Source organism: Streptomyces scabichelini (genome assembly GCF_011045015.1).
Taxonomy (GTDB): Bacteria; Actinomycetota; Actinomycetes; order Streptomycetales; family Streptomycetaceae; genus Streptomyces; species Streptomyces scabichelini.
This window is the reverse complement of the sequence record NZ_JAAKZY010000106.1, coordinates 1-21,104: the sequence shown is the minus strand read 5'-3', so window position 1 is coordinate 21,104 and position 21,104 is coordinate 1. Positions and strand designations below refer to the sequence as shown.

Genomic DNA, 21,104 nt, shown 5'->3' with positions numbered 1-21,104 from the left:
CACGGGCGGACGCCCGTAGGCTGGAGGCATGACCACGACGGGGGAAGACCACACCGCGGCCATGACAGGGCCGTGGTGGTGGGCGAGGTGGCGTAGCGCGTTGCTCGACGGAGGGCTCGCGTTGGCCTCCGCTGTCGAATGCGGGATCGAAGGGATTGCGTTCGCGCGCGACGCGGGGTTGGCGACGCCGGTAGGGGTGGTATTCGGACTGTTCGCGGGGGCCACCCTGCTGTTGCGTCGCAAGTGGCCGATTGCTGTCGTTCTTGTGTCGATCGCGATCACGCCTGCCGCGATGGGCTATCTGATGGGGCTCGTCGGGCTCTACACGCTGGCCGCGTCCGAGTTGCCGCGGCGGATCATCGGGGCGCTGGCGTCGATGTCGATGGTCGGGGTGCTGATCGTCACGTTCGTGCGGGCGCATCAGGGTGTGGTGCGCGGTGATGTGGCGTTCGGCGAGTGGGCTGTGCCGTTCCTTTCGCTGACGACCTCACTGGGCTTGACCGCTCCGCCGGTACTGCTCGGGTTGTACGTGGGCGCGCGGCGCCGGCTGATGGAGAGCCTGCGGGAGCGGGCCGATTCCCTGGAGCGGGAGTTGCAGTTGCTGGCCGAGCGGGCAGAGGAGCGTGCGGAGTGGGCGCGGAACGAGGAGCGGACGCGGATCGCCCGTGAGATGCACGACGTTGTCGCGCATCGGGTGAGCCTGATGGTCGTGCATGCGGCCGCCCTCCAGGCCGTTGCCCGGAAGGATCCGGAGAAAGCGGTGAAGAACGCGGCTCTCGTGGGGGACATGGGGCGGCAGGCGCTCACGGAGTTGCGGGAGATGCTGGGTGTGCTGCGGGCGGGGGATTCTCTGGCGCCTCGGATTCACTCGACGCCGCTCGCGGCGGTGGGGGCCGCGGCGGCCGCGGCGGCGTCCCGGGCCGTTGACGACGAGGGCGGCGACGGGCCGTGCCTGGACGATCTCGATGAGCTGCTCGGTCAGTCGGCGGCCGCCGGTATGGCCGTGGACCTGTCGGTCGACGGTGATTCCCGGGCGTACGCGCCGGAGGTGGAGCAGACCGCGTACCGCGTCGTGCAGGAGGCGTTGACGAACGTCCACAAGCATGCGGCGGGTGCGAAGACGCATGTGCGTCTTGCGCATCGTTCGTCGGAGATAGCGATGCAGGTGGAGAACGAGCCTCCGCCGGAGCCGGAGGCGGCGTCGGACGCGCGGCTGCCGAGCGGGGGGAACGGCTTGCTGGGGATGAAGGAGCGGGTTGTCGCGCTGGGTGGGGTGTTCGTGTCGGGGCCGACGGATGCGGGTGGATTCCGGGTGTCCGCGGTGATTCCGGCCGAGGGCTGAGAGCCGAGGCTGAGACCGCCTCGAGGACGGCAGGTTCAGAAGCTTCAGCAGGTTCGGTTGCAGCGTCAGCCGGTTGTCAGGCGTACCGGCTCGATGCCCGAGATGAGGCCGGTCAGGGCCTGGTCGATGTCGGGGCCCAGGAACCAGTCGCCCGTGTGGTCGAGGGTGTAGACGCGGCCCTCGGCGTCGATGGCCAGCAGTGCGCGGCTTTCGGATTCCTCGCCCAGGGGGCAGACCTCGGTGTCCAGGGCGCGGCCCAGGTCGGCGAGGGTGCGGGCCATGTGGAGGCCGTGCAGGGGGTCGAGGTGGAGGGGCGAGGGGGCGATCTGCCGGCCGGGGCCCGAGACGGGGACGTGGAGACCGCCGAACTCCGCCCACGCTTCCACGGCCGCCGGGAACACGGCGTGCCGGTGGCCGGCCGGGGACTCGTGGCCGCGCATGGCGTCGGCCCAGATCTCGGCCTGCTTTATGTCCCAGCGGCCCGGCTGCCATCCGGCGGCGCGCAGCGCGGCGTCGACGGGTCCGGGGAAGCGGGTCGTGGAGGTGGTGCGGTCGGCGTGCATCGGCCCTACGTTCGTCTGTTCTGTTCCGTCTGTTCCGTCTGTTGTTCTGTCTGTCGGTGTCTCTTCGCCTCTTCGTACGCGCGTATGGGCACGTGTGTATGAATATGCGCGTAGATGTGGGAAGGCTCACGCCTCCGGTGTCGTCGGGTCGACGATGCGTACGCCGAAGTGGGCGCTGAGCGCGGTGCAGGAGCGGCAGGGTGCGGCGAAGCTGCCGTGGAGCGGGTCGCCGTCCTCGCGGATGCGGCGGGCCGTGAGCTTGGCGCTCTTGAGGGACTTGCGGGCTTCGCCGTTGGTCATGGGTTTGCGGGCGGCCCGTTTGGAGCGGGCCGCGTCGATCGCGCTGAGGTGCCGCGAGATGAGGATCGTCTCGGCGCACCGGCCGGTGAAGCGGTCGCGCTGGCCGCTCGTCAGGGTGTCGAGGAAGTCCCGTACGAGGGGGTGGAGCTCGGGCAGCTGGTCGCCGCGTGCGGCCGTGCCGGTGAGGGTCGCGCCGCGTACGGAGAGGGCCGCGGCGACGGTGGGGAGTATGCCGTCCCTGCGATGCAGGAGGGCGGGCGCGTGGGGTCTCTCGGTGCTGCTCCAGCCGACCCGGGGATCGCCGGATGTGCCGGTGTGCGTGGCGCTCATGATGTTGCTTCCTCCCCTTCCCCGCGGCGGCAGCCGCTGGTGTCACCGCCCCCCGGTGCGGGGACAGAGTGCCAAACTCCGTGGCTGGTGCGGAAGCTGAGGCAGCACGACACGCCCGTTCTTCGTCGCACGGTCACGGCAGGGTGACGGCAGGTCACGGAACCGGGGCCGCCCGGCCCGTACGAGTGAGACACCCCGGCCCGTGCGAGTGAGACATCCCGGCCCGTACGAGTGAGAACCCCCCGGCCCGTGCGAAACCGGAGGCCCGGTGACCGGTGTCTTACAACCGCATAGGCTGTCGACATCCGCGATCCAATCAGAACGCCGCAGGGGGCAACCGCCATGACGACAGGTCGGCTCGGGCAGCAAGCCGCGCCGCCGAACGCGGCCTATGCCGGGCAGGTCGTACATTTTCCGGACCCGGTCCGGGCCGCCCGACACCCCAGGGGTGTACGGGTCGACGAGTACGGCTACCCCGACTTCTCGGTCTATGCGCGTGCCGCGGCGGAGATCGCCGAGCCGCCCGAGGGCTTCGGTGTCGATGAACTGCGGCTGACGGACTATGTGTCCGCGAACGCGGCGATGGCGGCCGCGGGGCACGACCTGTGGGACACCATCCCGTCGGTGGCGACTCCGCACGGCTGGACCTGGCACCACGTGCCGGGTTCGCGGCGCCTCGAGTTGGTGCCGGTCGAGGTGAAGGCCCTGCTGCGGCATCACGGCGGGCTCGCGACGGCGGCCGTCGACCAGAACAAGAGGGGTACGCGGCCGTTGCAGGAGACGCGGCCCGTGCACTTCGGACTGCCGAAGACGTCGGTCGCGGTGACCGAGCAGGAGGTGCTGGGAGTCGAGGAGGACCTGGGGTATCGGCTTCCGGGTCCCTACCGGTCGTTCTTGAAGGCGGCGGGCGGGTGTGCCCCCGTGGGAGCCGCGCTGGACGCCGAACTCGGGCTGCTCGTCGACCAGCCGTTCTTCACGGTGCGGGACGAGGCGGCCGTCAACGACCTCGTGTACGTCAACAAGTGTCTGCGCGACCACCTCACCAAGGACTACCTGGGAGTCGGCTTCGTACAGGGCGGGCTGCTCGCGGTGAAGGTGAAGGGCGAGCGGGCCGGGTCGGTCTGGTTCTGCGCGTACGACGACGCCCGGGACCAGGACGCGTGGCCGCCGCCGGAGCGGGTGCAGCGGCTGTTGCTGCCCTGTGGTGACGACTTCGACCAGTTCCTGGGCCGGCTCGCGGGCAATCCGCCGGAGCTGGAGACCGTGGCGAACCTGATGGTGGACGGCGGCTTCGCGCGTGCCGTGTCCGTCTCTTCGGTGGGGGAGTGAGCGTCCGATGGTGACCTTCGCGCAGGCGCAGGAGCGCGCGGAAGAGTGGATCAACGGTGATGTGGCCTCGTATCAGCATCGTGAGGTGCGGGTACGGGAGTTCGAGCTCGGTTTCGTGGTCTGGGCGGAGGACCGGGCCGACGGCCCGCGCTCCGACGGAGGCGCGGCGCGGCTCGTGATCGCGCGTGACAGCGGCGAGGCCACGTTGTGGCCGTCGCTGCCGGTGGGTGAGGTGATCCGCCGGTACGAGGAGGAGTACGGGCTGCCGGACGCCTCTCCCGAACCGGCGCCGGCGCCTCCGGCGCGGGTGGATCTGAACCAGACGTCGTTCCTGCTGACTCCTCCGGAGTGGTTGCAGGAGGCGGCGGACCGGATGGGGATTCCGGATCGGCGGGAGGGGGCGTCGACCGGGTCCTCCGGGTCCTCCGGGGGCTCGTCCCGGCCCGCCGGGGATTCGTCCGGTTCGTCCGCGGGTTCGTCCGACGGGACAGGTTCTCGTCCGGCTGCCGCATCCGCCGACGCCGGGGCCGGCGCCGCCAATGGGTCGGCGCGAGGCGGGAGTTCGCCGTCGGCAGCGAGGGATTCGGGTGCGCCGTCCGGGCCGCCCGGTGCTCCGTCGGCGCCCGGTACGCCCGCCGCTCCCGGGGGTGGCACGTCGTGGCCCGCCGCCGGAGGCGGGGCGGACTCGGGTACCGGCGACGGGCCGGGTACGCCCGCCGCGGCCACCCCGTGGGCCGGGACCGACACCAACGCCGAGTCGGGCGAGGACCGTTCGGTGCCGTTGCCGGCGACGGTGTTCGCGCCGCCGCTGAGCGATGCCGACGACGGCGGTACGCCACCGCCCGCGGCACCCGACGCCAAGACCGCGCTGATGTCAGGCGGCAGCCAGCTTCCGCGCACGGCGGTGTCCGCGCAGCTCGACGACGAGCAGGGCCGGGCCACACCGGGCACGCCACCGCCCGCTGCTTCGCAGAGGCCGGGAGCGCCGGCTCCGGCTGGTCCGCAGGGGGCGCCGCCTCCGGGTGCGCCCGGTACTCCGCCTCCTGGTTCCTCGTACGGGTATCCGCAGGGGTCCGGTGCGGCTCCGGGTACGCCGCCGCCTGGGGCTCCTCAGGGTTCGGGTGCGCCTGGTACTCCGCCGCCCGGGTCCTCGTACGGCTATCCGCAGGGGCCTGGTGCGCCGGCTGCGGGTGGTCCGCAGGGGGCGCCGCCTCCGGGTGCGCCCGGTACTCCGCCTCCTGGTTCCTCGTACGGGTACCCGCAGGGGCCTGGTGCGGCTCCGGGTACGCCGCCGCCTGGGGCTCCTCAGGGTCCGGGGGCGCCTGGTACTCCGCCGCCCGGCTCCTCGTACGGCTATCCGCAGGGGCCCGGTGCTGCTCCGGGTACGCCGCCTCCCGCCGGGCCCAACCCGCCGCAGCCGCCCGGCGGTCCGGGGGCGCCGGGGCGGCCGTTGCCGCCCAACGCCGGTGACATCGCCGACGCCGCGACCAGCAAGGCGCAGTCGCCGCCGCGTGGGGCGCGGGGCGGCGGTGGAGTCAGTACGCCGCCTCCGCCGGGTGCGCCCGGGACGCCGGGTGCGCGGCCGGGGGGTACGCCTCCGCCGTCCGGGCCCGGTGCGCCGGGGACGCCAGGGGGTAGTGGGTACGTCCCCACCCAGTTCGTCTCGCAGCTCGGTCCTGACGGGCCCGAGGGGTCGGGTGCGCCTGGCAGGCCGGGTGCGCCTCAGCCGCCCGGTGCTCCGAACCCTCCGGGTGGTACGCCCTCCGGTGGCGTCCATCACGCCGCAACGGTGTTCGCCGATCCGAATCAGCCCGGCGGCAGTTCCGGTGGGCCCAAGCCGCCGGGCCCGCCCGGTGCTCCCGGCCAGCCTGGTGCGCCTGGTGCGCCGCAGCCTCCGGGCGCTCCCAACCCGCCGGGTACGCCGTCCGGTGGCGTCCACCATGCGGCCACCATGCTCGCCGGTCCCGGCCCCGGCACTCCTGGCCCTGGCGCTCCTGGCCAGGGCGGTCCTGGCGTCCCCCAGCCGCCGGGCGCCCCCGGCACCCCGGGCGCGCCTCAGCCGCCCGGTGCTCCGAACCCTCCGGGCGGCACGCCCTCCGGTGGTGTCCACCACGCCCAGACAGTGCTGTCCGGCCCCGGTCCTGGTCCCGGCCCCGCCGGTCCGGGCACGCCTCCGCCGCCCCAGGCTCCCGGCATGCCGCCCGGCGCGCCCGGTGCTCCCGGGATGCCTCCGGGCACCCCCCAGCCGATGCCGGGTCAGCCCCCCATGCCGGGCGGGTCGTTGCCAGGTCAGCAGCCCCCGGCGTACGGCTATCCGCAGCAGGGCCAGCCGACCGTCGGCCCCGGTTATCAGGCGGTACTCCGTTACCGCGCGCAGGACGGTTCCGAGCAGCAGCTCATCCGGCGTTCCGCGCCGGGCACGCCGCACCCGGAGTGGCAGATCCTGCACGAGCTGCGTGCCATGAACGTGCCCCCGCAGCAGGTGCTGGAGCTCCACACGGAGCTGGAGTCCTGCGAACTGCCGGGTGCGTACTGTGCGCGGATGATCCGGGAGAGCTGGCCGCAGGCGCGGATCACCAGCATCGCCCCGTACGGCACGGATCACGCGAGCCGTCAGCAGGGCATGGCCCAACTGATCGCGCACCAAGGCGAGTTGCACCAGGTGGCGGACGGGCCTGCCCGACCGGCACCGGTGCGTGCGCCGTTGCCGCCGGTGCAGCCCTCGCCGCCGATTCCGCCGGAGGCGATCGGCCAGGAGCTGGCGGCGGCGTTCGGGCCGGGAATCTTCCGGTTCGACCAGGCCGCGGTGTCCCGGCAGGGCGTACCGCCGGTTGTGGCGCACACGCTCGTGGTGGCCGGACTGCCGACGGACATGAACCCGTTCTTCTGGGCGCAGGCGCAGCCGGGCCGCCCGGTCCCGACGCTCGCCGAACTGGCGCAGGAGCGCGGGGTGCAGCCGGCCGCGGACGCGGGCTCGTACCTCGTCATGGGCAGCGACTTCGGGAAGGCGATCTGCGTCCAGTACGGCACGGCGAACATCGTGGCCGTACCGGTCGAGGCAGGGCCGGGCGGTGCTCCCGTACCGCCGCAGTTCGTGAACACCGGGCTGCCGGAGTTCGCGCGCAGCCTGGCCTTGCTGGGCCGTATGTGGCGTCTTCGCTTCGGGCTGAACCAGGAGCAGGCGGGTCGTTGGACCGTCGACTTCCAGGCACAGCTCGCCTCCCTCGACCCGGCGGCGCTCGGTTCGCCGGAGAGCTGGTGGTCGGTGCTGCTGGAGCAGATGTGGGACGGCTTGCTCTGACGTCGTGTTGAAGGCGACGAAGGCGTCGAAGTCGTCTCACTGATGGGTGAAGGGCCGGGCCCGGTCGGTTGACCGGGCCCGGCCCCCTTTTTTCGCGCTCAGCTCCCCGGCTGGCTGCATGGGCGGAGTGTCGCGTTATGAACACTTCCGTCTGATCCACCAAGATGTGCGGCAAATCATGCTGTACGTCGCCGGAGAGGGGATTCGAGGATGAGCAGCGCATCGGTGTCGCCTCAGGGCTTCATGTCCGTACGGGGGCGTGGTTACCGTCCCGATCAGGTGGACTTGTACGCGGAGGCACTCTCACAGGACCGTGACGCCGCGTGGGAGCGCGCGGCCCGACTGACGGTGCTGGCCAAGGAGATGGAGGCGGAGGCGCAGCGGCTGGCCGAGCTGGTGGCCGCGCTCCCTCCGCAGACGTACGAGACGCTCAGTGACCGTGCCCGGCGGATCTTCGAACTCGGCGAGGAGGAGGCGGCGGCGCTCCGCGAGAACGCCCGGCGGGAGGCGAGCCGTGTCGTCGAGGAGGCGGAGGCCGCGGCCGAGCGGATGCGTGAGGCGGTACGGGCGGACGCCGACGCGGTGCGCGGCGAGGCCGACGAACGGGCCCGTCAGCGGTTGCTCGCCGCCCAGGCCGAGGCCGACGAGTACCGGATCGGCGCGCGGCTCGAGGCGAAGGAGTGCCGCGGGGAGGCGCTCGCCGCGCTGCGTGAGATGCGGCAGCGTTCGGAGAGCCTGCTTGCCGAGCAGGAGAAGGAGCATGCCGAGCGCTGGGAGGAGGTCGAGCACGCGGCGGCTCAGCCGGAGGCCGCGGTCGACGCGCAGTACGCGCCGCTGGTGTCGCGCGCCGAGGCCGACCTCGCCGAGGCCGAACGGGCCCTGGCCGAGGCACAGGAGTCGACCCGTCACCTCCAGGAGGACGCGGAGACCCGGGCCGCCGAGCTGCTCGCGGAGGCCCACGCCCGCGAGGACCGCATCGCCCGCGACACGGAACGCATCCTGCGCGCACACGCCGAACAACGGGAGGACGTACAGGCCCACATGGACCACGTACGAGACAGCCTCACAACCCTGACGGGCCAGACACCACCGGACTAACCGTGCCCCGAAGGGGCGCGGGGAACTGCGCGACCAGCCACAACTGACCCGCAGCCGCCCGCGAACCGACACCCGCCACCCCCGAAGGCTGCCCTGCCCAACCGCCGGAGGCAGCCCGCCCAACCGCCGGAGGCCTCACCTCCGCACCACCCCCGCCAGAATCAACCCCTCAACCGCCTCATACTGCTTCCGCTGCTCCTCCGCCTGCCGTCGCCCGGAGGCCACCGTCCCCAGCCAGCCGAAGGCGAAGCCGAGGGGGATGGAGAGGAGCCCGGTGGTCGTGAAGGGGAACCAGGTGAAGTCATGGTCGGGGAAGGCGGAGATGGGCGAGCCGGAGACCAGATTGGTGCCGCTCATCAGGATGAACGTGCTGAGCGAGCCGCCGATCAACGTGCAGAGCAGCCCCGCACGGGTGTAGCGGCGCCAGAAGAGCCCGTACACCAGCGCGGGCGCGATCGCCGAGGCCCCGAGGCAGAACGACAGCGTGACGAGCGGCTGCAGGCTCCGGTGCTGGACGAGCGTGGCCAGCAGGATCGTCGGAACGCCGACGGCAGCCGCGGACAGCCGGGCCAACGTCATCTCCCGGCGCGGCGACAACTGCTTCCTCCCATGGGCGAACACGTCATGCGCAAGAGAGTTGGCGCAGGCGAGGATCATCCCGGCCACCGACGCGAGCACCGTCAGGAAGATCGCCGCCGTGACGGTGGTGAACAACAGCGTCTCGCCCGTCGACACATCCGTCCCGAACACGGCACGCGAGCCCAGCAGATACGCCGTGTTCCCCTGCGGATCCACCGCCGTGATCGCCTCCCGCCCGATCATGGCCACGGTCCCGAACCCGACGACCGTGATGATCAGCACGAACAGCGCCACGGCCGGCACCGCCCAGGACATCGACCGACGCACCTCACGCGCGCTGCGCGCGGTGTACATGCGCATGGTGATGTGCGGCAGCACCGCGGCGCCGAGTACCACCGTCAGTTGTGAGGTGATCATGTCCAGCTTGGGGCTGGGCCCGCCCGCGAACTGCAGCCCCGAGTTCAGGAACGCCGACCCCGCCCCACTGCTCTCCGCCGCCGTGCTGAAGAGGCCGCCGAGGTCCCAGTCGAACCTGTGCAGGATGAGTACGGAGATGACGGTGCCCGAGCCGAGCAGCATCACGATCTTCAGGATCTGGATGAGCGCGGTGCCCTTCATGCCGCCGATCGCCGCGTAGCTGATCATCAGCGTGCCGAGCCCGATGATGCAGCCGGTCTTCAGCGCGTCGCTGGAGAAGCCGAGGAGGAACGCCAGCAGGTCGCCGGTGCCGGCGAGTTGGACCAGCATCATCGGCATCAGCGCGGCGAGCGTCACGACGCAGGCCGTGATGCGTACGGAGCGTCCCGGCATCCGTCGCGCGAGTACGTCCCCCATGGTGAACCGGCCCGCGTTGCGCAGCGGTTCGGCCAGCAGGAACATCAGCAGCATCAGGGAGAGGGCGGTGCTCAGGGCTAGTACGACCCCGTCGTAGCCGAACAGTGCGATCACGCCGCCCGTGCCGAGCACCGTCGCGACGGAGATGTAGTCGCCCGCGATGGCAAGGCCGTTGCGCATCGGGGACAGCGAGCTGTACCCGGTGTAGAACTCGTCGAGGTCGTCGCGGTCTGGGCCGGTCATCACGCACAGCAGCAGCGTGATGGTGGCCACCACGGTGAACGCCACCAGGGACATCGCCTGCGCGGAACTGCTGAACCCGGTCATCGCGCGGCCTCCCGCTTGGCGTCCAGCTCCGCCTGCTTCCTTATGCGTTCGGCGATCGGGTCGACGCCGCGGCGAGCCGTGTACTCGTACAGCACGATCGCCGCGCAGGTGACGGGCACCTGGATGAGGCCGAGCAGCAGTCCTACGGGCAGTCCGTCCGTCACTTCCCTCGTCATGAACGCCGGCGCGTACGCGGACAGGACGAGGAAGAGCGTGAAGTAGCCCAGCGCCGTCAGTGTCGCCACGCGTCGCTGCCAGCGGTACGCGGTGCGCAGAACGCGGATGTCGCTGTGGTGGCCGAGCGCCGAGTGCCGGGGCCGGCGTGCAGGCTCGGGTTCCGGCTGCGGTTGTGGTGCCCAGGGGTAGGTGGCGTACGAGCGCGAAGAGTCGTGCGGGGGTGGGACTGGGTACGAGGGGGACGGGTCGTAGGACATCCCGGTTTTCCTTGCGTGGCTCGGGCCCGGGTACGGACCGCAGGGAACTGAACGGAACTGAACGGAACTGGACGGAAACTGGATGGAGCTGGACGGAAGTGGAGTTGAAGGGGGGCAGCGAGCCACGCACGCTACTCGGCGTCTCCGAAATGCGCTGCCTTTTCACCAAACTGGCTGGTCGGTATGCGCTTGCTTCGCTGACCTCGGGTGTTACCTGCGATAAACCCTCTTGCCCCATTGGCCAGTTGTGACGAAAACGTAAACGTCACGAAGTGCCGGTCGTCGCCTTCTCGGGAGTGGCGGACCGACCCCGGCCGACCTCCCGGCCTGCTCCGTCTCGTCGTCGCGGCCCGTATCCAAGGGGCTATCGTGCCTCCATGCCCGCTGATCTGATTCGCATCGTCTCCCGCGACTCCCCGATGGCACTGGCCCAGGTGGAACGCGTCCGCGCCGAGCTGGCAGCGCTCCACCCGGCGATTCGCACCGAGGTGGTCGCCGTGAAGACGACCGGCGACAAGTGGATGGGCGATCTGTCTCTCGTCGAAGGCAAGGGGGCCTTCACCAAGGAGGTGGACGCCGCGCTCCTCGCCGGTGACGCCGACCTCGCCGTCCACTGCGTCAAGGACATCCCCGCGGACCGGCCCCTGCCGGCCGGAACGATGTTCGCGGCGTTCCTCGAGCGGGACGACATCCGGGACGCACTGATCCACCCGGAGGGCCTCACCCTCGGCGAGCTGCCGCCCGGCACCCGTATCGGCACGTCCTCCGTGCGGCGCATCGCTCAGATCGCCGCCTCATACCCGCACCTCACCTGCGTCCCGATGCGCGGCAACGCCAACCGGCGTCTCGAAAAGCTCGCGGCCGGGCAGGCCGACGCCCTCCTGCTGGCCGTCTCCGGCCTCGAACGCATCGGCCGCGCCGACGTGATCACGGAGATCCTCCCGGTGGGGAAGATGATGCCGCCGATCGGCGCGGGCGTGCTCGCCCTCCAGTGCAGGGAGGACGACACCGAGACCATCGACACCGTCAGCGGCCTCGGCCACCCGGACACCCACCGCGAAACCCTCGCCGAACGCATGCTCCTGCACGTCCTCCAAGGCCACTGCAACAGCCCCATCGCCGGGTACGCCCAAACCGAGGACGGCGGGGAACTCTCCCTGCGCGCCGCTGTGTTCACCCCGGACGGAAAGACCGTCCTCAACGCCCACGAATGGGCGGGCCGACTCGATCCGTCCACTCTCGGCACGTCCGTCGCCGTCGCCCTCCTCCGCCAGGGAGCCCGTGAGGTGATCGACGGCATCCCTCATTAGAGGGCGGTGACCACATGGTTGTCGTGGCGGCCGTGATCGTTCAGGAGGGGCGGCTCCTGGTGGTGAGCAAGCAGGCGGCTCCCGATGTCTTCTATCTGCCCGGCGGCAAGCCCGATGCGGGCGAGGAGTTGATGGACGCGCTGGTGCGGGAGCTGGACGAGGAGCTGGGGGTGCGGCCCGTGGAGCCGCGCTTCCTGGTCGACGTCGAAGCCGAGGCGGCCCTTGAGCGGGTGCCCATGAAGCTGACCCTGTACGAGGCGGGGATCGACGGCGTTCCCCGGCCCGCCGCCGAACTCGCGCACATGCGGTGGATCTCCGGCCGCGAGAACGACCTGCGGTTCTCTCCCGCGCTGCGCGACCACCTACTGCCCCTGCTGCGGGCGAGTGGTGCTCTCGCGTGACCGTGACCGTGTTCGCGGGGACCGTCGCGGGGACCGCTACCGCGTCGCCTTCTCCATGGCGTGATCGGCATTTTCGACATGTTCGCGGAAGCTGCGGGGCGGGCGGCCGGTGAGGCGTTCGACGGTGTCGGTCGTGCGATCCTCCGTTCCCCGGGAGATCGAGAGGTCAAGGCCGGCCAGCAGCTGCGCGAACTCCTCGGGTATGTCGGCGGCCAGGCGGTCGCGCAACTGCTCGTAGGGGAGCGGCCGGTGGGAGACGGGCCTGCCGGTGACCTCGGTGAGGACGGCGGCGACGTCGTCGTAACTCAGCGCCTGGGGACCGGTGATGAGCAGATCGGTGTTGGGTGCGGGGTCGTCGGTGAGGGCGTGGACGGCGACCGCCGCGATGTCGTCGGCGTCGATGAAGCCGACCCGTCCCTTGCCGGTCGCGGACATGATGACGCCTTCGTCGCGGATGCTGTCCGCGTGCGCGTGCTTCTCGGTGAAGTTCTGCATGAACCACGACGGCCGCAGTACCGCCCACTGGTCGAACACCTCGGGAAGCGCACTGTGCACCTGGCCGACTGCCGGACCACCTGCGGGAATGGCGGAGGAACTGAGCAGCACCGCGCGCCGCACTCCGGCCGCACGGGCCTGCCGGAGGAAGGGCAGCATGATGGCGGCCGGGTCCGGTTCGCCGACGGGAGGGATCAGGTAGACCCCGTCCGTGTCCCGCAGGGCGCCGGCCCAGGTTGCCGGGTCGTACCAGTCGAAGCGAACGGTCCCGGCGCCCTCCTGCGGGCCGGGACGGCGACTGGCCGCCGTGACCCGGTGACCGAGCGCGGTGAACCGGGAGGCGACACGGCGGCCGGTGGTGCCCGTGGCTCCGGTGACCAGGATGGTGTGGCGGTCAGCCATCTTCGTCCTCGCCTTCGCCGTCGTGCCGCAGGAAGAACTTCGCGTCGTCCAGGGGGCCGGGGATCGCGGCCGGGTTCCAGTAGTCGCGGTAGTGGGTGATGCGGCCGTCCCTGACGGTGACCACGGCGACGTACGGCATGTCGTAGGGAGCGCCCGTGGCGACCATGCGGCCCTTGCCGCGCCACTCGGCGACGATCGTGTCCTGGTCGGTGGTCTCGTGGATCTGCAGAGAGGGGATCTCGCGCAGGTCGAAGTGGTCGGGATAGTCCCGCAGGTAGTCGGCGACGGACGCGCGGCCGTCCAGTGTCGCGGGGAAGCCTTCGGGGGCGTACGGGAACTCGAACTGCACGTTCTCGTCGCACAGGTCCACCCAGCCGTCGATGTCCTTGTCCAGCAGGAGGCGCAGGCTGTGGCGGTACAGATCCGCAGGTGGCATGGGTTCGGTCATGGGTGAGGTAACGGGTGAGGTCCTGGACGCGGTCACGGGCGTACTCCATCCCCTAGAATGTGGACTGCGAGTCCGTTTAAAGATACGGACTGCTGGTCCGGTTTGTAAAGGGAGAGCTCGTGACTCCACGCAAGGAACGTGCGGACGCGGTGCGCAACCGGGAGGCCGTCCTGGCCGCGGCCGATGACCTCTTCGCCCGCAGTGAGAGTCCCGGAAGCGTGTCGATGGACGACGTCGCGGCAGCGGCCGGCGTCGGCAAGGGCACGCTCTTCCGTCGGTTCGGCGACCGTACGGGCCTGATCCGTGTCCTGGTCGAGGCGCGGCTCGAACGGCTGCGACAGGCCGTCGACGAGGGGCCGGCGCCTCTTGGCCCCACCGCCGAGCCGCGCGAACGCGTACTGGCCCTGCTCGACGCCGTCCTGCAGTTCAAGCTCGACAACCGTCGGCTCTCCCTGGCCCTGGAAGAGGCCGGCAGCGGCAGCCCCTACCAGGCGGACCACTACACGTGGTGGCACAGCACTCTTGAGCACACGCTGCGACAACTGCCCGGCTTCAGCGACAGCGCTGTCGCAGGCAGGGGCAGCGCCATTGCCGACAGCGGCTTCGCCGCACACGTCCTGCTGGCAGCGACCCGTGCCGACCTCGTCGAACACCTCGCCGGCGAAGAGCAGATGAGCCGCGAACGGATGAGGGCCCACCTGGCGGCCTTCGCCGCCAGGGTTCTGCATCAGTGACGAACGCCGTCGTGAGCCGGCAGGCGCGTCAGGGACGGGCTGCCGCGATCTCGGCGGCCTTCTCCTCCGTCGGTCCGATGTCCGTGTCGCTGCTCATGACGCGGATCAGCCGTCCTCCGGCATCCGTGTTCACGCTGCTCACGATCATGTCGACGACCTGCTCGCCCTGCTGTCCGCCGATCTGCTCGACTCCGTTGAGGCGTATTTCGGTTCTGCCCGACCGGGTGTCGGCCACCCTGACGTCGTACGCCAGCGATGTCGAGTCATATCCCATGGTGAGGCGGGGGCAGACTTTCGCGGCGTTCTTCAGGTGGGACGAGAGGTTGGCCGGATCCGGGACATCGGGTTGGTCGATGGCCAAGAGGTAGGACCCGGTGGTGGAATTACGGAAACCGAATGCGCGCGCATCGGCGCCGTTGGCCCGGTCCAGCAGCTGGAACAGGTCCTGGCATGCCGCCGGGCGGATATCCCGGGTCTGGGATTCCATGCCTTCGATTACTGATTCTTCGACCCACCCGGTCGCCGTCAGTTCCTGAGCCATTGAGCGCTCTGCGGATTCGGCCGGTTCGGCGGAGCAACCCGCGGCCGCGGCCGAAACCGAAATCACACAGAGCGACAGGGCGAGGCAGGTCAGTAGCCTTTTATTGCCCGCCATACCGGCCCCAGATACTCGGAGAGTTCGGATTCTTCGCGCCGTGCGAGGTCCACCAGGTCGGAATTCCGGAGGTCACCCTCTCCGGACGTCAGGATCTCCTGCACTTCATCGGCCATCGGCAGCATCTCCGGTGAGAGCGACACCTCCGCCGAGGCCTCCACTTCCTCCGCCGAGCGGAGGAAGTGGAGGATCAGCGCGGCCAACGCGACGTCTCTGACTTCGAGTTGCTGTGCGTCCCGAAGCCTGGCGACCTCCTGGGCCGTGACCATGAGGTCGCGCGCATCGGCCGTCATGTTTCTCATTGCTCCCCTAGTGAACTCGGGTCAGCGTGCGGACCGGCGAATAGTAGGTCGGCAGCGCCCAGGTGTTGCCATGCTGTCCGAAGTGGGTGCCCTCGGTGCGGTACTTCCAGGTGCCCGGCCGCTTCAGGGTGTCATCGTTCACCTGGATGACCGGACCCTTGTTGTGGCTGACGATCGGGGCGCCACGATCCTTCCAGCCGCCGTCATAGATCTGAATGTGCGCCGCCGTGTTGGCCTCGTCCAGCTGGTCCGTGCACCGGACCCGGACGAAACCCTTCACCGTCACGCTGTTCGGCGCCCACGGTGTTCCGACTCTCTTGTCGAACGAGCAGGTGATGGTGTGAAGTGGGCCGGCTTCGGCGGCCACGGCCATCGGTGCCGGTCCGGCAACGACGATGCCGAGAGCGAGCGGCGAAAACAACGCGGCAGCTCTCATCCAGGTACGCATGAAATTGTTCCCCGTTTCCCCGTTTCGATACGAGGGGATGGTCGCCGCCCCTGGCCGGGCGGGCCCCTCGTAGATGCTCAGGAGAATATGGCCAATTCTCGACGGTCACAAGGGATTACCGAAACGCGGAACATGGCCGGGAGGTGAACAAAAGGAGACCGAATCACGATTCGGCGGAGCTCTTCAGGACCGGAAACCGTCGCGGTGCCATCAACAACAGGACAAGGAAGGCGAGCCCGGCCGCGCAGGACGCGCCGAAGTAGACCGCGTGGACAGCGTCGGCGACCGCGTGGCGCAGACGTTCGTCAGGGGCGCCCGAGTCGAGGGAGCGGGTCACCGAGTCGAGGTCGCCGGCGCCGCCGAGTCGCGCGGCCAGCACTCCGTTGGCGACCGCTCCGAACAGGGCCGCGCCCAGGGTCTGGCCGGTCTGGCGGCAGAAGAGTACGGAGCCGGTGGCCGTGCCCCGTTCGGACCAGCCGACGGTCGACTGGACGCCTATGAGCAGGGGGAGTTGGAAGAGGCCGAGCGCGCCGCCGAGCAGGAGCATGAGGAGAGCCGGCTGCCAGGGCTCGCCGGGATACGGCAGGAACGGGAACGCGAGCAGGAGCAGCGCGGCCGTGCCGATGCCGATCAGCGCCGAGTTGCGGAAACCGATCCTGCGGTACACGTGCTGGCTGAGCGCTGCTGAAACCGGCCAGCTCAACGTCCATACGGACAGCACGAATCCGGCCGCTATGGGGGCGAGCCCCAGGACCGACTGCGCGTACGTCGGGAGGAAGACCGTGGGCGCCACCATCAGCAGGCCCAGCGCGCCCAACGCCAGATTGACCGCCGCGATGGTGCGGCGGCGCCACACCCAGCCGGGGATGATCGGTTCGGCGGCCCGGCGCTCGATCACCACGACAAGCGCGACCAGGGCAAGTCCCGTACCGAGCAAGGCGATTGAGGGGGCAGACAGCCAGGCCCAGGCCACTCCCCCCTGCACCAGCGCTGTCAGCAGGACGCCGCCGCAGGCGAAGACGGCGAGCGCGCCCGCCCAGTCGATACGAGGGCGAGGGCGAGGGCCGGGTTCGCGCTCCGGTTCGTGCAGGTGACGGACGATCAGCCAGAGCGCGAGCGCGCCGATCGGCAGGTTGATGAGGAAGATCCAGCGCCAGTCCGCGTACGCGGCGAGGACCCCGCCCACCGCCGGGCCCGCGACCGCCGAGGTCGCCCAGACCGTGGACAACTTCGCCTGGATCTTGGGGCGTTGCTTGAGCGGATAGAGGTCGGCGGCGAGCGTCTGCACCGTCCCCTGGAGGGCGCCGCCGCCCAGGCCCTGGACGATGCGGAAGGCGATGAGTGCCCCCATGTTCCAGGCGAGCGCGCAGAGCAGGGAGCCGAGGAGGAAGAGGGCTGCGCCCGCGATCAGTACCGGCTTGCGGCCGAAGGTGTCGGAGAGCTTCCCGTACACGGGCAGGGTGACCGTCACGGCGAGCAGATAGCCGGAGAACAGCCATGAGAAGACGGAGAAGCCGCCGAGGTCGCCGACGATCTGCGGGACGGCGGTCGACACGATCGTGGAGTCGAGCGCGGCCAGGCCCATGGCGAGCATCAGCGCGGCGACGACGGCACGGCGCTTGGGGGGCTCGGCCTGCTTGCCAACCGCTGCGGCCGGTATGCCGGTGTGCGGCCCCTGTGTTTCCTCCTGGCTCACCAGATTCCTTTCCCCCTGCATCTATCTGCCGGAGCACACTCTCCCACTTGACCCTCACGTCGCGGGAGGGTGGACGCTTGGTGGTCTCAAAGGTGGAGGCCCCCCTTAGAACTCCTCCACCACGGGGTGGAGATCCCCTAGGGGGACCTCAGTACTACGGCTCGGGGAGGGTTCGTACCGCCGGAGGACGAGAGGGGGCGGGGGCCGTCCTTAACCTGGCTTTACGCCGCTGAGGGCGGAGTACCGCACCTCCGGAGGTGGGGTTTACCCCCGGAAAAGACTGCGCTGAGCACCAGCGCGCCGGACCCCCTCCAGCCACCAGACTCATCCACGCAGCAGAACGCGCACACCACCCGCTGACCGACATAGGAGACGTACCGTGACATCGGCTGTAACCATTCCCAGGCACGGGGGCACTGGAGGGCGTACGGCCGTTGCCGCGCAGGCGCGGCAGGTCGTCAAGGCGTACGGGTCGGGGGAGACCCGCGTCGTCGCCCTCGACCAGGTCGACGTGGACATCGCGCGGGGCCAGTTCACCGCGATCATGGGTCCCTCGGGGTCCGGCAAGTCCACGCTCATGCACTGCCTCGCCGGCCTCGACACCGTCACCTCCGGGCAGATCTACCTGGCCGACACGGAGATCACCGGCCTCAAGGACAAGAAGCTCACGCAGCTGCGCCGGGACCGGATCGGCTTCATCTTCCAGGCTTTCAACCTGCTGCCGACGCTGAACGCGCTCGAGAACATCACGCTGCCGATGGACATAGCGGGCCGTAAGCCGGACCGCGGCTGGCTCGGCCAGGTCGTCGAGACCGTCGGCCTGAGCGACCGGCTCAAGCACCGGCCGAACCAGCTCTCCGGCGGCCAGCAGCAGCGCGTCGCCGTGGCACGGGCGCTGGCCGCGCGGCCCGAGATCATCTTCGGTGACGAGCCGACCGGAAACCTCGACTCCCGTGCCGGCGCCGAGGTGCTGGGCTTCCTGCGGCGCTCCGTCGACGAGCTCGGCCAGACCATCGTGATGGTCACGCACGACCCGGTGGCCGCCTCGTACGCGGACCGGGTGCTGTACCTGGCCGACGGCCGGATCGTCGACGAGATGTGGAAGCCCACCGCCGAGACCGTCCTCGACCGGATGAAGGACTTCGACGCCCGGGGGCGTACGTCATGACCGTCATGAAGACCTCGATGCGCAACTTCTTCGCGCACAAGGGACGCATGGCCCTCTCTGCCGTGGCCGTCCTGCTGTCGGTGGCCTTCGTCTGCGGGACGCTCGTCTTCACCGACACCATGAACACGACGTTCGACAAGCTCTTCGCGACGACCGCGTCCGACGTCACGGTCCAGCCCAAGGCGGCCAAGGCCGACGACACTCCGCAGAACGGCAAGCCCGAGTCGCTGCCCGCCTCGGCCGTCGACCGGACGGAGCAGGCGGACGGCGTCAAGTCGGCCGAGGGCGCGGTCGGTTCGATGAACGTGACCGTCGTCAACAGCGACAACAAGAACATGGGGTCCAGCACCGGCGCCCCGACGATCGCGGGCAACTGGACGAAGAACGACCTGCGTTCGATGGAGATCACCTCCGGACACGCCCCGCGCGGGCCGACCGAGGTGATGGTCGACGCCGACACCGCCGACAAGCACAACCTCAAGATGGGTGACGAGCTGCGGACCATCGCCGTCACGGGCGACTTCAAGGCGAAGATCGTCGGCATCGCCACCTTCAAGGTGACCAACCCCGGTGCGGCCGTCGTCTACTTCGACACCGCCACCGCGCAGCGCGAACTGCTCGGCGCCACCGGCCGGTTCACGCAGATCAACGTCACGGCGGAACAGGGTGTCACCGACGCGCGGCTGAAGCAGAACGTCGCCGCGACGCTCGCCGGGGCCGAGGGCGCCGCCGGGGCGTACAAGGTCCAGACGCAGAAGGAGTTCTCGGACGAGAACCGCGAGGGCGTCGGCGAGTTCATGAACGTCATCAAGTACGCCATGCTCGGCTTCGCCGGGATCGCCTTCCTGGTCGGCATCTTCCTGATCATCAACACCTTCTCGATGCTGGTCGCCCAGCGGACCCGCGAGATCGGCCTGATGCGGGCGATCGGTTCGTCGCGGAAACAGGTCAATCGGTCCGTGCTGGTCGAGGCCCTGCTGCTGGGCGTCGTCGGATCCGTGGCCGGTGTCGGCGCGGGCGTCGGCATCGCGGTCGGCCTGATGAAGCTCATGTCGATGGCGGGCATGAACCTCTCCACCGCCGACCTGACGGTGAAGACGGCCACCCCGGTGGTCGGCCTGGTCCTGGGCATCGTCGTCACGGTCCTCGCCGCCTACCTCCCCGCCCGCCGCGCGGGCAAGGTCTCCCCGATGGCCGCGCTGCGCGACGCCGGTACGCCGGCCGACGGCAAGGCCGGCTGGATACGGGGCCTGATCGGCCTGGTCCTCACCGGCTCCGGTGCCGCCGCCCTGTACCTGGCGGGCACCTCGGACACGGCGAGCGACGGCTCGCTGATGCTGGGCGCCGGTGTGGTGCTCACGCTGATCGGGTTCGTCATCATCGGTCCGCTGCTCGCGGGCGGCGTGGTCCGGGCCATCAGCGCGGTCCTGCTGCGCGCCTTCGGACCCGTAGGACGCCTGGCCGAGCGGAACGCACTGCGCAACCCGCGCCGCACGGGCGCCACCGGTGCGGCCCTGATGATCGGCCTCGCGCTGGTCGCCTGCCTCTCCGTGGTCGGCTCCTCGATGGTGGCCTCCGCGACCGACGAGCTCGACAAGTCGGTCGGCGCGGACTTCATCGTCCAGGGCAACAACCGGATCGTCCCGCAGGCCGAGAAGGCGATGGAGTCGACGCCGGGCCTGGACCACGTCACGAGCTACAAGGTGGTCGAGGCCAAGATGACCTCGCCCGACGGCAAGACCGAGGACAGTGACGTGACGGCCGCGGACCCGACGTACGCGACCGACCTGCGCCGCGAGATGACCGCCGGTGAGCTGTCGGCGGCGTACGGCAAGAACGCGATGTCGGTCGGCTCCGAGTACGCGACGGATCACGGGATCAAGGTCGGCGACACCATGACCGTCGCCTTCAAGGGCGGTGAGACCGCGAAGCTCAAGGTCGCCGCGATCACCAACGACGACAGCGCCCTCGACCAGGGCGCGCGGTACATGAGCATCGCGACGATGGAGCAGTACGTCCCCAAGGACCAGATCCCGCCGAACGAGATCATGTTCGCCAAGGCGGCCGAGGGCCAGGAGAAGCAGGCGTACGCGGCCCTGAAGAAGGCCCTGGACCCGTACCCGCAGTACCAGGTCCGTGACCAGTCCGACTACAAGCAGGAGCTCAAGGACCAGATCGGCCAGCTTCTGAACATGGTCTACGGTCTGCTGGCCCTCGCGATCATCGTGGCGGTCCTGGGTGTCGTGAACACCCTGGCACTGTCGGTGGTGGAGCGGACGCGGGAGATCGGCCTGATGCGGGCGATCGGCCTCTCGCGGCGGCAGCTGCGCCGCATGATCCGCCTGGAGTCGGTCGTCATCGCCCTCTTCGGAGCGCTGCTCGGCCTCGGCCTGGGCATGGGCTGGGGCGCCACGGCCCAGAAACTCCTCGCCCTGGAGGGTCTGAAGGTCCTCGAGATCCCCTGGCCGACGATCATCGGCGTCTTCATCGCCTCGGCCTTCGTGGGGCTGTTCGCGGCGCTGGTGCCGGCGTTCCGGGCGGGGCGGATGAATGTGCTGAACGCGATTGCTACGGAGTAGCTGCGCGGGCTGGGGGGACGGGGGACGGG

At 70.2% G+C, this 21,104-nt stretch carries 19 protein-coding genes; 9 read left to right on the top strand and 10 right to left on the bottom strand.

The genetic code is table 11. The features are described from left to right. Positions 1–28 precede the first annotated feature (28 nt). Positions 29–1,342, top strand: a complete 1,314-nt coding sequence (locus G5C60_RS28835) for a sensor histidine kinase (protein WP_165263863.1) — start codon at positions 29–31, stop codon at positions 1,340–1,342. A gap of 65 nt (positions 1,343–1,407) precedes the next feature. Here the strand turns inward: G5C60_RS28835 and G5C60_RS28830 are convergent, their stop codons facing one another. After that, positions 1,408–1,905, bottom strand: coding sequence for an SUKH-3 domain-containing protein (locus tag G5C60_RS28830; protein WP_165263862.1), 498 nt, complete (start codon positions 1,903–1,905; stop codon positions 1,408–1,410). Positions 1,906–2,031: 126 nt separating this feature from the next. After that, positions 2,032–2,535: a YwqJ-related putative deaminase gene (locus G5C60_RS28825; protein WP_165263861.1), complete on the bottom strand. Its 504-nt coding sequence runs from the start codon at positions 2,533–2,535 to the stop codon at positions 2,032–2,034. Positions 2,536–2,877: 342 nt separating this feature from the next. Here G5C60_RS28825 and G5C60_RS28820 point away from each other — a divergent pair, with 342 nt between their 5' ends. From G5C60_RS28820 to G5C60_RS28810, 3 genes are all read left to right on the top strand, one after another. Further along, complete coding sequence (locus G5C60_RS28820; protein WP_165263860.1) at positions 2,878–3,864, top strand: SMI1/KNR4 family protein; 987 nt, start codon at positions 2,878–2,880, stop codon at positions 3,862–3,864. 7 nt (positions 3,865–3,871) lie between these two features. Then, a complete protein-coding gene (locus tag G5C60_RS28815) occupies positions 3,872–7,165 on the top strand; it encodes an SUKH-4 family immunity protein (RefSeq protein WP_165263859.1) in 3,294 nt (1,097 codons plus the stop codon). A 210-nt stretch (positions 7,166–7,375) separates the two neighbouring features. Further along, positions 7,376–8,263 carry a coiled-coil domain-containing protein gene (locus G5C60_RS28810; protein ID WP_165263858.1) on the top strand — a complete coding sequence of 296 codons (888 nt, stop codon included), beginning with the start codon at positions 7,376–7,378 and terminating at the stop codon, positions 8,261–8,263. A gap of 135 nt (positions 8,264–8,398) precedes the next feature. Here G5C60_RS28810 and G5C60_RS28805 read toward each other — a convergent pair whose 3' ends face one another. Beyond that, positions 8,399–10,003 (bottom strand): sodium/solute symporter, encoded by a 1,605-nt coding sequence (locus G5C60_RS28805; RefSeq protein ID WP_165263857.1) that lies wholly within the window; start codon positions 10,001–10,003, stop codon positions 8,399–8,401. Continuing rightward, positions 10,000–10,437, bottom strand: coding sequence for a DUF485 domain-containing protein (locus tag G5C60_RS28800; protein WP_165263856.1), 438 nt, complete (start codon positions 10,435–10,437; stop codon positions 10,000–10,002). The genes G5C60_RS28805 and G5C60_RS28800 overlap by 4 nt, the downstream gene beginning before the upstream one ends. A gap of 377 nt (positions 10,438–10,814) precedes the next feature. Between G5C60_RS28800 and hemC the strand changes: the two genes are divergently transcribed. Next, positions 10,815–11,747, top strand: a complete 933-nt coding sequence (gene hemC / locus G5C60_RS28795; RefSeq protein ID WP_165263855.1) for a hydroxymethylbilane synthase — start codon at positions 10,815–10,817, stop codon at positions 11,745–11,747. A 14-nt stretch (positions 11,748–11,761) separates the two neighbouring features. Then, complete coding sequence (locus G5C60_RS28790; protein WP_165263854.1) at positions 11,762–12,148, top strand: NUDIX hydrolase; 387 nt, start codon at positions 11,762–11,764, stop codon at positions 12,146–12,148. Positions 12,149–12,184: 36 nt separating this feature from the next. On the opposite strand, the gene G5C60_RS28785 is transcribed toward G5C60_RS28790, so the two are convergent. Both G5C60_RS28785 and G5C60_RS28780 read right to left on the bottom strand, forming a co-directional pair. Further along, positions 12,185–13,045: an NAD(P)H-binding protein gene (locus G5C60_RS28785; RefSeq protein WP_165263853.1), complete on the bottom strand. Its 861-nt coding sequence runs from the start codon at positions 13,043–13,045 to the stop codon at positions 12,185–12,187. Continuing rightward, on the bottom strand, positions 13,038–13,493 hold the full coding sequence (locus G5C60_RS28780; protein WP_165263852.1) for a nuclear transport factor 2 family protein: 456 nt from the start codon (positions 13,491–13,493) through the stop codon (positions 13,038–13,040). The genes G5C60_RS28785 and G5C60_RS28780 overlap by 8 nt, the downstream gene beginning before the upstream one ends. 119 nt (positions 13,494–13,612) lie before the next feature. On the opposite strand from G5C60_RS28780, the gene G5C60_RS28775 reads away from it, so the two are divergent. Then, on the top strand, positions 13,613–14,227 hold the full coding sequence (locus tag G5C60_RS28775) for a TetR family transcriptional regulator (RefSeq protein ID WP_165263851.1): 615 nt from the start codon (positions 13,613–13,615) through the stop codon (positions 14,225–14,227). A gap of 28 nt (positions 14,228–14,255) precedes the next feature. On the opposite strand, the gene G5C60_RS28770 is transcribed toward G5C60_RS28775, so the two are convergent. The 4 genes from G5C60_RS28770 to G5C60_RS28755 form a co-directional block, all read right to left on the bottom strand. After that, complete coding sequence (locus tag G5C60_RS28770; RefSeq protein WP_165263850.1) at positions 14,256–14,882, bottom strand: hypothetical protein; 627 nt, start codon at positions 14,880–14,882, stop codon at positions 14,256–14,258. Further along, complete coding sequence (locus tag G5C60_RS28765; protein ID WP_165263849.1) at positions 14,858–15,175, bottom strand: hypothetical protein; 318 nt, start codon at positions 15,173–15,175, stop codon at positions 14,858–14,860. The genes G5C60_RS28770 and G5C60_RS28765 overlap by 25 nt, the downstream gene beginning before the upstream one ends. 16 nt (positions 15,176–15,191) lie before the next feature. Next, positions 15,192–15,632: a hypothetical protein gene (locus G5C60_RS28760; RefSeq protein WP_165263848.1), complete on the bottom strand. Its 441-nt coding sequence runs from the start codon at positions 15,630–15,632 to the stop codon at positions 15,192–15,194. A gap of 163 nt (positions 15,633–15,795) precedes the next feature. Further along, entirely contained in the window at positions 15,796–17,349 is a 1,554-nt protein-coding gene (locus G5C60_RS28755) for an MFS transporter (protein WP_165263847.1), read from the bottom strand. A gap of 358 nt (positions 17,350–17,707) precedes the next feature. Between G5C60_RS28755 and G5C60_RS28750 the strand changes: the two genes are divergently transcribed. Together G5C60_RS28750 and G5C60_RS28745 are read left to right on the top strand one after the other, a co-directional pair. After that, a complete protein-coding gene (locus G5C60_RS28750; RefSeq protein WP_165263846.1) occupies positions 17,708–18,496 on the top strand; it encodes an ATP-binding cassette domain-containing protein in 789 nt (262 codons plus the stop codon). After that, positions 18,493–21,075: an ABC transporter permease gene (locus G5C60_RS28745; RefSeq protein WP_165263845.1), complete on the top strand. Its 2,583-nt coding sequence runs from the start codon at positions 18,493–18,495 to the stop codon at positions 21,073–21,075. The genes G5C60_RS28750 and G5C60_RS28745 overlap by 4 nt, the downstream gene beginning before the upstream one ends. The last annotated feature ends 29 nt before the right edge of the window (positions 21,076–21,104 follow it).